Genomic DNA, 14,183 nt, shown 5'->3' on the forward strand with positions numbered 1-14,183 from the left:
GGCCTGGGCACGTCCACCGCCCGAGTGCTGGAATCGATTCTCGCCACGGCGCCGCAGCGGCTGCGGGCTTTCAGTCACGTGCCCTTCCAGGCCGTCGGATCCATGCGTGTTCCGGCTCCCTACATGCCCTTCGAGACGGGCGAGAACCCCCACCTGGCGAGCGCCCGGCGCGACACCGTCCGGTGGTCTCGGGCGACGGGCCTGCTCGACCCGGTCCCCGGCATCTGGGACGAGCACAAGCTCGTCTCCTACGACTTCCCGCTCTGCGCCGCCTGCATTCACCCCACGGCGGACCGGGATGCGCTTTTCCTGGCCGCGCGCTGGCTCACCTGGGGAACCTACGCGGACGACTACTATCCGGTGGTCTTCGGAAGAACCCGGGATCTCGCCGGCGCGCGGGCGTGCACCGAACGGCTGAAGGAATTCCTCCCTCTGGAGCTCGGGGCGAGCGCGGAGGCGGCATCACCTCCGGTGATCCCCCTGGAAAAGGCGCTGGCCGACCTGTGGGCGCACACCGCGCCGCCGCTGGACCGCGACGCCCGCCGCGCCTTCCGCGGCGCGGTCGACAGGATGCTCGACAGCTGGCTGTGGGAGCTGGCGAACCACGCCGGCAACCGGATACCCGATCCCGTGGACTACCTGGAGATGCGGCGGGCGACCTTCGGCGCGGATCTGACCATCACCCTCACCCGGATCGGCTCCGAATCGAGCCTGCCGGCCGAGGTCGGTGCGGCGGGCCCGATCCGCGCGCTGGAGAACTCGGCCGCGGACTACGCCGCCCTGCTCAACGACATCTACTCGTACCAGAAGGAGATCCAGTTCGAAGGCGAGCTCAACAACGGTGTTCTGGTGGTGCGCAACTTCCTCGACTGCCCCACCGAGCGGGCCATGGTGGTCGTCAACGACCTGATGACCGCCCGGATGCGGCAGTTCGAGCACATCGTGGACCGTGAGCTGCCCGCCATGTTCGACGCTTTCGGCCTCGCCGAGGATGCCCGGGCCGCGGTCGGGCGTTACGTGGGTGAACTGCGGAACTGGATGGCGGGCGTGCTCCGCTGGCACGAGGAGACCCGCCGCTACGACGAGTCGGAGCTGCGCCGGCATCCGGCGGCCGGTGTCCCGCCGTTCGGCTCCCCGACCGGGCTCGGGACGTCCGCCGCGCGCGTCGCTGCCGGCATCGCGCGCGCTGGGACAGGCGGCCTGGCGGCTCGGCCCTGACCCCTTCGCAGCTCGGCCGACGGTGCAGCTCGGCCGACGGTGCAGCTCGGACGACGGCGGACGGTGCACGACCTGGTCAGGCGACTTTCGCAGGGACGGGAGCAGGCGTCGGTACGGACGGCGTGACGACCGCGGCGCGGGGGAGGACGAGCGAGCCGAGGAAGGCGACCGCGACCGAGACCAGGCCGACGAGGACGGTGGCGAGCAGGCCGGCGTCCGGGCCGTGCCGGGCGCTCTGCGCGAAGAAGAGCGCGCCGCCGCCGGAAACCCCCAGCGCCGAGGCGAACTGCTGGGTGGTGGTGAGGACGCCGCTGACCGTCCCGCTGATGTCCGCCGGGGCGGCGGCCATCACGGTCGCCGCCAACGCCGGGATCACCAGACCGTTGCCGACGCCGGCGAGCATCAGCAGCGGGGTCAGCTCCCAGGCCGAGACGCCGGTGCCCTCCATCGCGACCGCCACCGCGAAGCCGACCAGCGACAACGAGGTGGCCAGCGCACCGGCGCTGAGCACGCGCGGCCCGAACCGGCCGGCCAGCGGCCGGGCGCACAGCGACGCCAGCGCGAACACGACACCGAGCGGCGCGAACATCAGCCCGGCGTTCAACGGTGAGCGGTGCTGGCCGGCCTGCAGGAAGATCGTGAGCGAGAGCAGGAAACCGCCGAAGAACAGGAAGTAGCCCGCGATCATCACCATGCCGCCGACCACCGGCCGGGACCGCACCACCGCCGGTGGGATGATCGGGTGTCCGCCGCCGCGGGCCAGGCGTGCCTCCCAGCCGGCGAACCCGCCGAGGACGAGAAGGCCGGCGGTGAGCGCGAGCCACGTCCACAGCGGCCATCCTTCGTCGCGGCCCAGGGTGAGTGGGACGAGCACCAGACCGATACCGAGCGTCAACGCGCCGAGGCCCACCGGGTCGAGGCTCTCTGGACGGGTGGCCCGGGAGTCGGCGACGAGCCGCCGCGCGCCGACCAGCGCCGCCAGCCCGATCGGGACGTTGACGAGGAAGATCGGACGCCAGCCGAGACCGAGGATGTCCAGGTCGAGCAGCACCCCGCCGAGGACCTGCCCGCAGACGCCGCCGAGCCCGATCGTGACGCCGAAGAAGGCGAACGCCCGCGCCCGCTCCGCCGCCGGGAAGCTCACGGTGATCAGTGCGAGGACCTGGGGGACCATGGCGGCCGCGCCGGCGCCCTGCAGTAGCCGGCCACCGATGAGGGTCGCCTCGTTCGGCGCGACACCGCACAGCGCCGACGCGGCGGTGAAGACGGCCATGCCGATCAGGTACATGCGACGGCGTCCGAACCGGTCACCGAGCCGACCGCTGGTGACCAGACCGGCGGCGTAGGTGAACGAGTAGCCGCCCACGATGAGCTCGAGGCCGGCATTGGACGCGCCCAGGTCACTCTCGATGCTCGGTGCCGCCACGTTGACGACGAAGACGTCGAAAAGGCTCATGAAGCTGGCGATGAGGATCACCGGGAGCGCCCGCCACCGTCGCGAATCCACCGCCGCGGCCGATGACCCGGGGTTGCCTCCGGCCCCGCTGACGCCGCTGTGTTCGCCGACCCCGCCGTGTTCGCTCCCGGCCTGACGCGCCACTGTGCCGACACCGCCCGACATACGCACCGGGCTCCTTCCACAACCAAGTCTGGAGAGCCGGACAGCCCCGCCTACCTGCGCCTTCGGCGTGAGCGGGCCCACCAGCTGATCGACACTGCCGGCCGATCGACACTGCAGAAGTCCACGCGCGGAGTCGGAATTCCCGACCGAGGCCGCCGTGCCGGGGCCAGCGGGACCGTGACGCGCGGCGAGCCGTCCGATCGAAATCGTATATGTGCAGGTCAGCGATACGAACGAGGTGGTCTTCCGGCGGGAAAGTGAGCCCGGACACACTCCCGGCGGCACTCCTGGCCAGGCCCGTGGTCGTGCCCGGCCGCACCCGCGCACCGTTCCGTGGCCGGTGTGGGCGAATGCGGGCTACCGTGGGCAAATGGGAGGCGGTCGATGACGTCCGGCGTGGTCGCGCCGCAGCTGCGGGCCAGGCTGCGCAGGTCACCGCGGGTGCGCGTCGACCGTGCCTGGGTTCGCGGCCTGGTCCGGCTCGCGATCCGTCGGATGCCCACGGCGGCAACCGCCGGTGTCACCGTGGAGACCGTGCCCGTCGCGGGCCACGATGCCCGGCTCTACCGCCCGGACGTCCGGCATTCGGCCGGCGCGCTGCTGTGGATCCACGGCGGTGGAATGATCATGGGGTCGGCGGTCCAGGATGATCGTCAATCTGGTCAGACCGCGCGCGAGCTCGGCATCGTCGTCGTGTCCGTCAACTACCGGCTCGCCCCGGACTTTCCGTTTCCCGCGGCGCTCGACGACTGTCAGGCGGGGTGGGAGTGGCTCGTGCGGCAGGCCGGTGAGCTGGGCGTGGACCCGTCGCGAGTGGCGATCGGCGGCCAGAGCGCCGGTGGCGGGCTGGCCGCCTGCCTGGTCCAGCGGCTGCGCGACACCGATGGCCCCGCGCCGGCCGCCCAGTGGTTGCATGCCCCGATGCTCGACGATCGCACCGCTGCGCGACGTGAGCTGGACGTGGCCCGTCACCCGGTGTGGGACAACCGGCTCAACCGCTTCGGCTGGCGTTCCTACCTGGCCACAGATCCCGGAGCCCAGGCCCTGCCGGCGTTCGCTGTCGCGGCCCGCCGCGAGGACCTGCGAGGACTTCCGCCCGCCTGGGTCGGGGTGGGCGATGTCGATCTCTTCCTCGACGAGGACAGGGACTACGCGCGGCGGCTGAGCGCCGCCGGGGTGTCGACGACCTTCCACGTCGTGCCCGGCGCACCGCACGGATTCGAGACCTGGGCCCCGGACACCGACCTGAGCCGCGCCTATCTGGCCGCGGCGCGAGACTGGTTGCGCCACGTGCTCGGCGAAGAAGCCTGAGCGCGGAACGGGGCAGCCCACCGGGTGGCATGGTGACGCACCCACCGGTGGCACGGTGACACCGTGGTGCGGCGGTCGTCGGCGGCAGCAGCCAGGTCAGGGCCGGTCTCTGGCGTCGTAGCGGCGCCGGGCCTCGTCGATGTCAGCCGCGTTGCTTGCCGCCCAGTCGCTCGTGGTCGGCTCGGCGAGCGGGAGCCAGTTCGCTCCCTATGCGTCCGGTGCCCGGCGCGCGATCTGGGTCGTGGGCGCGCAGAAGATTGTCCCGGACCTCGAAACCGCCCTACGTCGACTCCGCACCTACAGCCTGCCCCGCGAGCATCAGCGGCTGGCCGACCTCTACGGGCAGTCGTCCTTCATCGGGCGCATCCTGATCCTCGAGCGCGAGGCCTTCCCCGACCGGGGGACGGTCATTCTTGTGCGGGAGACCATCGGCTTCCGATCCGGCACGGCCGGCTGCGGACCGGCCGCAGCCGGCCGGCGGGCCACGGGCCGGCGGCCCGGAGCGGGTGTTCTGGCGTCGCCATGAACGCCTATTTGTTCAAGTGGTGTTTCGTTTGTGTGTACCTTGTTGGGCGCTATCGTCCACAGTGCACCTTGTGGCCGCTCCTACCATCTCGCCCGCGGGCCGTCCGGCAGCACACTCGCACCCGTTCGCGGTGGTCGATGTGGAGACGTCCGGGCTGGCCGCGGACCGGGACCGGATCCTGTCGATCGCGGTCGTGCAGGTCGGCGCGGACGGCGCGGTCGGTGAGCGGTGGACCACGCTGTTGGACCCCGGCTGCGACCCCGGCCCGGTACACATCCACGGCCTCACCCGGGAGCTGCTGGCCGGAAGCCCCACATTCGCCGACGTCGTCGACGAGCTGGCCTCCCGCCTCGCCGGGCGGGTGATGGTCGCGCACAACGCGTCCTTCGACTGGCGTTTCCTCACCGCGGAGGCCGTGCGGGCCGGCCGGGAGCTGCCGACCGAACGACGGATGTGCTCCTGCGTGCTGGCCCGGCGGCTGGACCTGCCGGTCCCCGACTTCAGGCTGGCAACCATCGCCGATTTCTGGGCGGTGCCCTTCGAACGCCAGCACGACGCGCTGGCCGACGCCATGGTGGTCGCCGAGGTCCTGCCGCGCATGCTCGCCCTGGCCGGGGAGCAGGACCTGGAACTGCCCATCACTGCCGGCGACCGGACGCCCACACCACAGCCGGCTCGGGCGCCGCGAGCCCGCTGCGCGTTCGTCAACCCGGGCCAGCTCGCCGAGGCCGGCCTGATCCAGGGCATGCGGATCGCCTTCACCGGGGAGACCGACACTCCCAGAGATCGGTTGGAACAGCTCGCCATCGATGCCGGACTCGCCGTCGCGACCTCGGTGAGCCGCCGCACGAGCGTGCTCGTGACGAACCACGTCGGCTCCGGCAGCGGCAAGGCGAAGGCTGCCGTGGCGCACGGCGTTCCCGTCATCGACGAGGCAACCTTCCTGCGGCTGGCTGCCGACGTCGCCGCCGGCAGCCCCCGCGACGTCCCCGCACCCGCGCTGGTTCGCGCTCCGGCACTGGTTCCCACCCCTGCTCCCGTCGCAGCATCCGCGCCGACAGGTGAGCCCGCGCCGGTCACTCAGCCGGCGTCGGCTGCTCCGGTTGCTCCCACAGCTGCGTCGACTTCGTCGGCTGCGTCGGCTGCTCCCACGGTTGGGCGCGTTCCAGCCGCGCGGGGCGGTGGCGGGCCGGCGGCGCGGCGACCGTTCGCCGTGCGGCGCGTCCTCGTCCTCGGCGGGCCGCACGCCGAGGCGGCCGCTCTGCGGGAACGGGTCATCAGCGCCGGTGGTCTGGCGGCGGTGAACCTGACCGCCAGCGTGACGGACGTGGTGTGCCTTCCCGGCGGGGAAGCTGACCGCAGGATGGCGCGGATCCAAACCCTCGGACTTCCGGTGACCACCGCCGACACGTTCCTGCGGCTGCTCGACGACCTGCTCGCCACCGGGCGCCAGGCGCCCGCCCAGCCGGGCACCGGCGCGCCGAAGTCGCTGGTGAGGGGCGCCGTCGTGGACCTCCCGGTCGCGACGGCAGGTGCGCGCTGGACCGTCGCCGCCACCTGGGCCTGGGACAGCACGGTGGAGATCGACCTGGTCGCGTTCCTGGTGGGTGTGAACGAACTGGTCGGTGACGACGACGACTTCGTCTTCTTCAACCAGCCGCACACCGACGACGGTGCCGCCAGCCTCAGCGTGGACGGCCCGTCGGAGCAGGCGATCACTCTCGATCTCATGACCCTGCCAAGCTCGGTGCATCGGGTCGTCATCGCGGCGGCGCTCGGTGACGGCCGGACCTTCGGTGACATCGGGCCCGTCAACGTGGCGGCCCGCACCCCGGACGGGCAGCCGTGGCTGCACGCGACCCTGGACGCGGCGACGACCGAGCGGACCATGGTGCTTGCCGAGGTGTACCGCCGCAACGGCATGTGGCGGTTCCGCGCGGTCGGCCAGGGCCATGACCATGGCCTGGTCGACCTGGCCCGCGGCTACGGCGTCGACGCCACCGACTGAGTCACCGGCACTGAGTCACCGGCCGGGGCGATCAGGGGCGTCGGTGGCGGTGGGACATCCCCGGCCACTGGTCCGTGGGAGAGTTACGGGTTGGCGGATCCTCGCAGGCTCCTCACCGTGGAAGTGGGTGCTGTTCTCGTGGAGTACGTGAAGCTGGGGTCGACCGGTCTGGAGGTCTCCCGTGTCTGCCTGGGCTGCATGAGCTATGGCACGCCTGGGCAGGGGACGCATCCGTGGTCGCTGGACGAGGAGGCGTCCCGGCCGTTCTTCGAGCGGGCGGTCGAGGCCGGCGTCACCTTCTTCGACACCGCGAACGTCTACTCGCTGGGCCGCAGCGAGGAGATCACCGGCCGGGCCCTGCGTGACTTCGCCCGGCGTGACGAGGTCGTGATCGCCACCAAGGTGCAGGGCCGGATGCGGCGCGGCGCCAACGGCGCGGGGCTGTCCCGCAAGGTCATCATGACCGAGATCGACGCCAGCCTGCGTCGCCTCGGCACCGACTACATCGACCTGTACCAGATCCACCGCTGGGACGACTCGACCCCGATCGAGGAGACCCTGGAAGCACTGCACGACGTGGTCCGTTCCGGCAAGGCCCGGTACATCGGCGCCTCGTCGATGGCCGCCTGGCAGTTCGCCAAGGCACTGTTCGTCGCGGAACGCCACGGCTGGACACGCTTCGTCTCGATGCAGAACCACTACAACCTCCTCTATCGAGAGGAGGAGCGGGAGATGCTCCCGCTGTGCGCGGACCAGGGGATCGGCGTCATCCCGTGGAGCCCACTCGCTCGTGGTCGCCTCACCCGGGACTGGGACACCACCACCACCCGCACCGAGACCGACGCCTTTGCCCGGACCCTCTACCACGTCGACGACCGGCTGATCGTCGACGAGGTCGCCAAGATCGCCGCCGAGCGCGGTGTCAGCCGGGCCCAGGTGGCACTGGCGTGGCTGGCGCGTAATCCGGTCGTCGTCGCCCCGATTGTCGGCGCGACCAGGCCCGAGCATCTCGACGAGGCTGTCGCCGCGCTCGACCTGGTGCTCACCGACGACGAGGCCGCCCGCCTCGAAGCCCCCTACCGGACCCGCCCGGTCGCCGGTATCTCGGTCCCACCCCGCCGTGCCGTGGCCGGCCGCTGACACCGCGGTGGGCTCGGCGGTGCCGGCCGGGCGTTCCAGGGCGCGCATCTCGGCTCGTCATCGAGTGTTCCTCCCGGAAAGGGGACTGAGCGGTGGGTGTCAACCAGCGATCCCAGGTCGAGATGACGGCGGACGAGATCTCGGCCTATGTGGCCACGCGACGCACCGCGACGCTTGTCTCGCTCGGTCCGGACGGGCATCCACATGCCGTCGCGATGTGGTTCGCCGTCCTTGACGGGGTCCTGTGGTTCGAGACGAAGGCGAAGGCGCAGAAGGCGCTCAACATTCGCCGTGACCCCCGGGTGACTGTTCTGATGGAGGACGGTCTGACCTACGACGCACTGCGTGGTGTGTCCCTGGAAGGCCGGGCCGAGATCGTCGATGACGCTGAGACGCTGTGGAATGTCGGGGTCAACGTCTGGGAGCGTTATCACGGCCCGTACAGCGGCGAGATCAAGCCGCTCGTGGAAAACATGCTGCACAAGCGGGTCGCCGTGCGGGTCGATGTCGAGCGTGTCCGTTCCTGGGATCACCACAAGCTTGGCCTGCCACCGATCCCGGTGGGCGGGACGACGGCACCCCGTTACCCGCAGCCGCCGGCGCGCTAGAACGTCTGCGCCGGCGGCCCTTCTGCCAGTTCGGCCACGGGCCGGGCCGGGCCTGGTGTTTTCACCACGGCTGATCACTAATGCCGTGGTCGGTGGTGGTGTTCTCCCGTCGAGATACGAATGCGGACGGACCTCGTACCGGCGCCCGGTCGGACTGGTTCACCGGAACACCCCCGGCCGCGGCTGAGCAGGCGCCGCTGCACGCCTCCTCAGCCATGCAGGAGATCCGGGCCGTCGGTGAAATCATCCGGGTGCATCAGGGGGTGTTCGTCGAAGGCGACATCGTGCCCGAGAACTGAGTCGGCGGCCGGGTCGAGATGATCGCCATGATCGGCGGGGCCTTTCCAGCCGTCGTGGGTGTCGTCGGCGTGCTCCTTGGGTCCGTGGTCATCCAACCCGTCACCGAAGCCGCCTTCGTGTTCATGGGACGCGTGCTGGAACTCGTGGGCGTCCGGCCCGACGACCTGCTTGGTGCCGGCTTGGTCGTCGTTGTGATCGGCTGCTGTGCGACTGTCGGCCAATGCCGCCGCGGCGTTGGACATCTCTGGCTGGCCGGCGTGCGGGTCGAGATCCCAACCGGTGTCCCATCCATGGCCCCATTCGGCCTCACCACCGCCACCGCTTCCGGCAACGGCACTGTCGCTGGTGTGACCGGTGAGTTGGAGCTCGGCGGACTCGTCCGCGTGCTTGGTGAGGCTGTCGTCCTCCGGTGTCTTCTCTCCGCCATCGCCATCGCCATCGCCATCGCCATCGCTGTCCGCGTGAGCCACACTGCCGTCGTGTTGGTCGGCTCGGCCGTCGTGGTGGGCCGTCGAGTCCGGGTCCAGTTCGTGGGCCGGCTCCTGGTCGTGTGGCGTGTCGACGTCGTGGGCGTGGTTGTCCGTGTCGGCCACCGTGTCCGCAAGAAGCGCGGTGGCGACCACCGTGGCGCCGACGACCGCGCCGACGGCGGCCGAGGCGAGCAGGGGCGGCAGACCTGGGTCGTTGTGCCGCCCGGCGTAGGTGTCGACGTGGGGGCGTGTCCGGTCGAACTGGCTGCTGAAAAGGGGCATGTCCGCGGCCTGCGCCTTTCAGAAGTCGGCGAACCGAGGGGTGCTGACGGCGTCCCGGGTTGCGCGCAGATGGTCGGCGATGGTGCCGCGACCCACCCGGATCCCGGAGTTCGCGGGATAGCGCCGCAGTACGTCCAGTCGGGCGAGGCGTCGCGCGACGGCCCGCAGCACCTCGTGGCGGACGTCGACCGGCGCTCCGCGCAGTTCGAGGGCCATCTGACGGGTGGTCTCCCAGCGTGGCGCGAACAGGTTCTCGGTGAGTACATAGCCCAGCACCGGAAGCGTGGTGGTGACAAGAGTGTTCCACCGGTCGATCACCGTCGCCCAGCCGCGGGCGGACTGCGCCCCGACCGCCGCGACGCGTTTCTCGCCCTGGGCGTACCGGCTGTAGACCTGGCTCGCACCGGAGACGAGGAAGACCGGATTGAGCAACGCGGCGACACCGAGAGACACGGCGGCGCCGGTGTAGTCCGGTCGTGGCAGGGCCGCCGGGTCGAGGTCGAGCAGCCGCGACACCTGCGCGGCGAGCTGACCGGTCTCGGCGGCGGCACGTTGCGCGGGAGCGAGCGCGGCGCGCAGCCGACCCTCCTGCGCTTTCAGCCAGGCCGGCTCCCGGCCCCCGGTGAGTGGCTCCAGCAGCCGTGCGTCGCGATGCCGGACGAACGCCGGCAGCACCGAACCGACCTGGTCCAGGTGGCGCTGCAGCTCGACCAGCCCCTCCGCGAGGGTCGCGGCGGTGCGCGCACGCCCCTCGTCATCGCCCGGCAACGGTACCTGGCCGCTCAGCCTGGCGCCGATCCCGTCGCCGAGCAGCACCGCATGCAACTCGTAGAACGGGCCGAAGATCGTATAGAGGAAGTAGTCCTCCTCAAGGCCCGCGGCGGCGCGCAGCATGTCCGCGATGTGCCGAGGGTCGGTGAGTGCGTTGCGGCCGGCGACGACGTCGGTGTGCACCGCCCGCACCAGCTCGAGCTGCCCCACGATCGTCGCGTCAACGGCCTCGGTCGCCTTGGCCATTCCGGTCGCCGCGGTCACCCGCAGTTCCGCCCGCGACTCCGTGGACGTCCCCGCCACCTCCCGCATGGCGGCGAACGGCAGGTACAGGTCCACTCCAGGCCCACGCACCCGCAGCGCGTCCGTGGAAACGGCGCAGGCCACCGGACGTCCATCGGCGAGCTCGGCGGGGTAGGGGCCGGTGGCCAACGTCCGCTCGGCCGCGGCCCGCACGCCTGGATGCTCCTGCAGACGCCGGCCGAACGCCGCCGACTCACACTGCACCGTCACCGGACCGTGCTCCGGGTCGAACAGAACGAACCGCTCGGCGGAGCCGGCGACCCGAAGCCGCGAGTCCGTCAGATCGAAACGTGCCACGACCTGGGAGCTGTGCACTTCCTGCAGCTCAAGGGTGGTGTCATGAAGCACGCAGTCCAGCCGGGCGACGTCGGCGCTGCCTGCCACCCCCCGCGCGGCGACGGCAGCGGACGTCCCGAATGGTGCTGGTCCTGTCCGCAGCGGCGTGGGGTGTTCTCCGGAGCGGTCCCTGCCGGCTTCGTCCGCGGTTGTCTCACCGTCGCCGCGCGCCGCGTCGACACCCACTGCCTCCGGCGATCCCGCTGGCCTCGCCGCGCCGGCCACCCGGTGGGGCCCGGTGGCTGTGGCCGCGGCTGCCGCGGTGAGGAAAGCGTGCAGGACCTGCGGGGTGACAAGGTGCAGGATCACGCCGGTGAGGAAACGTCCGTCCAGGACGGCGCCGCCTCGCAACCGCGCGGCCGTCGGCCCCACGGCGGTCAGCTCGATCCGGTTGCGGGGCCAGTCGACGAGCGTGCGCCCGCGGGAACGCAGCTCCAGCCGCCCTCCCCGCACCACGACATACGCGGTCAGCTCCGGAAGCGCCGGAGCCGCCGGCGGTGACGGCGGTACCGGAGGCGCTGGCGGTACCGGAGGCGCTGGCGGTACCGGAGGCGCTGGCGGTACCGGAGGCGCGGGAACCGCTGGCGGCGATGGCGCCGCAGGGAACGGGAACGTCGACGAGTGCGGCCTGCCAGCGCCCCCGATCCCCGGCGCGGTAGCACCTGCTTCCACGGGCCCGATCCCCACCGCGGCGCCACCCTGCGCTGTGGGATCGACGCCAGGGATGGCTGGTTCCGTTCCAGCCCCGCCGACGGCTCCGGACTCGGCAACTGCCGCGGCCGCCGGGTCGTCCTCGAACAGCAGTGTCACCGACACCGCGCACGGGCTGACGAACGAGGTCGAGGCGGCGTCCGCGAGCAGGCGGCCCTGCAAGCTGGTCAGCACCGCGAGTGCGTCGGGTGGCAGCGGCGCCACCGTAGACGCGCTCAGTGTCCGGTCGCCGGGCAGCCGCGCGTTGACGAAGAGGCGGGTGCTGCTCTCGACGAGCTCGACGGACGCATCCGGGTCGACGGCAGGTTCCAGGGCGGAGAAGACCCCGGCGCCGAGCACGTTCGTCTCGTGGACGTAGACAGCCGGGCGGTCGGTCAGCAGCAGCCGGCGACTGCCCATCATGGAGAACCCGCTGGACCCGTGTTCGCGGATCGGGAACCACGCGCTGTCGAACACGATCCGGCCCTGGACCGGTCCGGGCACGGGTGCCGGACCGCCAGGTTGCCGGCCGGCCAGCCGCGCCGCCCTCCCGGCGAGTGCCCCCAGTCCCGCCTGTCCCTGCCCCGGACCGTGCCCTGGCTGTGCCTGCCCGTGCCCCGGCTGTGCCTGCCCGTGCCCCGCCGGACCCCGAGCCATCAGCCCTGGATCGCTCAGCCCCGGACCCGCCGGCGCCGGCCCTGGCTGCGATGGTCTCTGCGGCTGTCCGTCTCCCGGCCCCTGACTCCGCCCTGCCGGGCCCTGGAATCCCTGCATCTCCCTGTTCCTCTCAGGACGCCTGCTGCCCGTGCTGCCTGTGCCGGCCGGCCCTCAGACCGGAAGGCCGCGGGTCTGGGCGCCGCCGAACATCGCCCGCCACAGGGCGTCGAGGTCGGTCAGATCGGCGAGGACGGCGTCCGCGCCCGCGGCGGCGAGATCCTCGGCTGTGGTCTCACCGCTTGCCACCGCGACAGCCCGCACGCCGACGTCCAATGCTCCCCGCACGTCATGCGGGGTGTCACCGATGACGATGACGCGGGCGGGCGCGAAGGCCCGGCCGTAGGCGGCCTGTGTGCGCTCGATCGCGCGGCGGACGAGGTCCGCACGATCCAGGCCGTCGTCTCCGTAGCCGCCGACGGAGAGGTCGAGGTGGTCGGTCAGCCCGAGGGCACGCAGCTTCGAGCCGGTCACCGACCGCAGATTCCCGGTCACCACCGACTGGACGACCCCCGCGACCGCGAGACTCGCGATGGCTGCCGCCGCGCCGGGCATCTGCCGGCCGAACTCCCGCATCCGGTCCTCGATCGTGACGGCCGCCCGCCCCATCGCCTCGAACAGCGCGCTGATGGTGTCGGCGTCGGTGGGAGCGTCGTTGGCCCGCAGGGTGTCCAGCACGATGGCCTGCTCGGTGCGGCCCGTCGTCACGGCCCGTTCCCGCAGCGGACGTCCGATCGTCTCGGCGAAGGCCGCCGCGTGGATCTCCCGGCCCAGCGGCCGGATCGTCAGCAGGGTCGCGTCGATGTCCCACAGGACGAGGGCAGGCTCAGGCACCGCGCCATGATTCCACGCCGCCGTGGACGGACACCGCAAAGCCCGGTCCCCATACCGGGACGACCCGTGTCACCCAGGCTCACGCCGCCCAAGGGCCACCATCAGGCAATCGGACGCCGAGTCGGCCTGCGGGGGCGGGTCGCTACGTATTCCCTCGCAGGCCGGCCCGTAATCATCGGCGCGGGTCCGGCTTTCGCCAGACGGAGACATGGGTGGGGCTGGCGGCGGTGAAGGGCTGACCGGACCAGCCGCCCCATCGTTCGGTGAGCTCCAGGCCGGCGAGACGGCCCATCAGGTCCAGCTCGCTCGGCCAGGCGTAGCGCAGCTCGATCGGATAGGTGCGCATTCCCTCCGGGCCGAGAGTCAGATGCCGGACCTGTACCCGCTGCTCGACCGGGTCGTGGAGGGCGAGGCTGAGCCTGGCCGCGTCCGAGGTCAGGCTGTCGACGAGGACCCGCTGGCCGCGGTCGTAGCGCGTCTGGTCGGGGACGAACGCCTCCAGAACGAACAGTCCACCCGGGCGCAGCGCCGCGGCGACGTTGGCGAAGCAGCGCAGCTGGGTTTCCTGATCACAGAGCATGAAGAAGGTGTTGAACACGACGTACACGAGGCTGAACGGGCCGCCCGGGGCGGTGACGTCGGCGAAATCGCCGACCACGACCTCGAGATCCCGCCCGCCGGGTTTCTCCGCCAGCTGGGCGAGCATTCGTGGCGAGGCGTCGATTCCGACAACGGTTGTTCCCCGCGCGGCGAGCGGCAACGCCACCCGGCCCGTCCCGACGCCCAGCTCCAGCGCCGGGCCGTGCCCGGCCCGCGTACACAGGAAGTCGGCGGCCGCGGCTCTTTCCGGTTCGCTGCCGGGGAGGGAAAACCAGTCGTCGTAGACACCGGCGATCTGCTCACCGTAAAGCGCTGCGCCGAGAACGGCGTCTTCGGAACCTGTGCTGACCATGGCGTGATTCTGGCGCCGCTATGCTGCTCACGCATCTCATTTTCCGGCGGCCAGTTGCGGTCTTTGTGGGTCTCCTGCGGACCGGGTGTGAGCGTCATA

General features: G+C 71.6%; 10 protein-coding genes and 1 pseudogene. 6 read left to right on the forward strand and 5 right to left on the reverse strand.

Annotated elements, in window-relative coordinates:
- A pseudogene (locus FREUN1FDRAFT_RS25105) lies at positions 1 to 1,218 on the forward strand (germacradienol/geosmin synthase); the annotation flags it as partial.
- A gap of 76 nt (positions 1,219 to 1,294) precedes the next feature.
- On the opposite strand, the gene FREUN1FDRAFT_RS25110 reads toward FREUN1FDRAFT_RS25105, so the two are convergent.
- Positions 1,295 to 2,839: an MFS transporter gene (locus FREUN1FDRAFT_RS25110; protein ID WP_006543058.1), complete on the reverse strand. Its 1,545-nt coding sequence runs from the start codon at positions 2,837 to 2,839 to the stop codon at positions 1,295 to 1,297.
- Positions 2,840 to 3,223: 384 nt separating this feature from the next.
- Between FREUN1FDRAFT_RS25110 and FREUN1FDRAFT_RS25115 the strand changes: the two genes are divergently transcribed.
- From FREUN1FDRAFT_RS25115 to FREUN1FDRAFT_RS25135, 5 genes are all read left to right on the forward strand, one after another.
- On the forward strand, positions 3,224 to 4,150 hold the full coding sequence (locus tag FREUN1FDRAFT_RS25115) for an alpha/beta hydrolase (RefSeq protein ID WP_006543059.1): 927 nt from the start codon (positions 3,224 to 3,226) through the stop codon (positions 4,148 to 4,150).
- Between the two features lie 139 nt (positions 4,151 to 4,289).
- A complete protein-coding gene (locus FREUN1FDRAFT_RS25120) occupies positions 4,290 to 4,676 on the forward strand; it encodes an LUD domain-containing protein (protein ID WP_006543060.1) in 387 nt (128 codons plus the stop codon).
- Between the two features lie 70 nt (positions 4,677 to 4,746).
- Positions 4,747 to 6,684 (forward strand): TerD family protein, encoded by a 1,938-nt coding sequence (locus FREUN1FDRAFT_RS25125; RefSeq protein WP_157475304.1) that lies wholly within the window; start codon positions 4,747 to 4,749, stop codon positions 6,682 to 6,684.
- Positions 6,685 to 6,822: 138 nt separating this feature from the next.
- A complete protein-coding gene (locus tag FREUN1FDRAFT_RS25130) occupies positions 6,823 to 7,824 on the forward strand; it encodes an aldo/keto reductase (protein ID WP_035953403.1) in 1,002 nt (333 codons plus the stop codon).
- A gap of 92 nt (positions 7,825 to 7,916) precedes the next feature.
- Complete coding sequence (locus tag FREUN1FDRAFT_RS25135) at positions 7,917 to 8,432, forward strand: pyridoxamine 5'-phosphate oxidase family protein (RefSeq protein WP_035953404.1); 516 nt, start codon at positions 7,917 to 7,919, stop codon at positions 8,430 to 8,432.
- Between the two features lie 209 nt (positions 8,433 to 8,641).
- Here FREUN1FDRAFT_RS25135 and FREUN1FDRAFT_RS25140 read toward each other — a convergent pair whose 3' ends face one another.
- From FREUN1FDRAFT_RS25140 to FREUN1FDRAFT_RS25155, 4 genes are all read right to left on the reverse strand, one after another.
- Entirely contained in the window at positions 8,642 to 9,484 is an 843-nt protein-coding gene (locus FREUN1FDRAFT_RS25140) for a hypothetical protein (RefSeq protein ID WP_006543065.1), read from the reverse strand.
- A gap of 18 nt (positions 9,485 to 9,502) precedes the next feature.
- Positions 9,503 to 12,088, reverse strand: a complete 2,586-nt coding sequence (locus FREUN1FDRAFT_RS46730) for a hypothetical protein (RefSeq protein WP_006543066.1) — start codon at positions 12,086 to 12,088, stop codon at positions 9,503 to 9,505.
- Positions 12,089 to 12,412: 324 nt separating this feature from the next.
- Positions 12,413 to 13,132 carry a haloacid dehalogenase-like hydrolase gene (locus tag FREUN1FDRAFT_RS25150; protein ID WP_006543067.1) on the reverse strand — a complete coding sequence of 240 codons (720 nt, stop codon included), beginning with the start codon at positions 13,130 to 13,132 and terminating at the stop codon, positions 12,413 to 12,415.
- 172 nt (positions 13,133 to 13,304) lie between these two features.
- Entirely contained in the window at positions 13,305 to 14,084 is a 780-nt protein-coding gene (locus FREUN1FDRAFT_RS25155) for a class I SAM-dependent methyltransferase (protein ID WP_006543068.1), read from the reverse strand.
- Positions 14,085 to 14,183 lie beyond the last annotated feature (99 nt).

Source organism: Parafrankia sp. EUN1f (genome assembly GCF_000177675.1).
Taxonomy (GTDB): domain Bacteria; phylum Actinomycetota; class Actinomycetes; order Frankiales; family Frankiaceae; genus Parafrankia.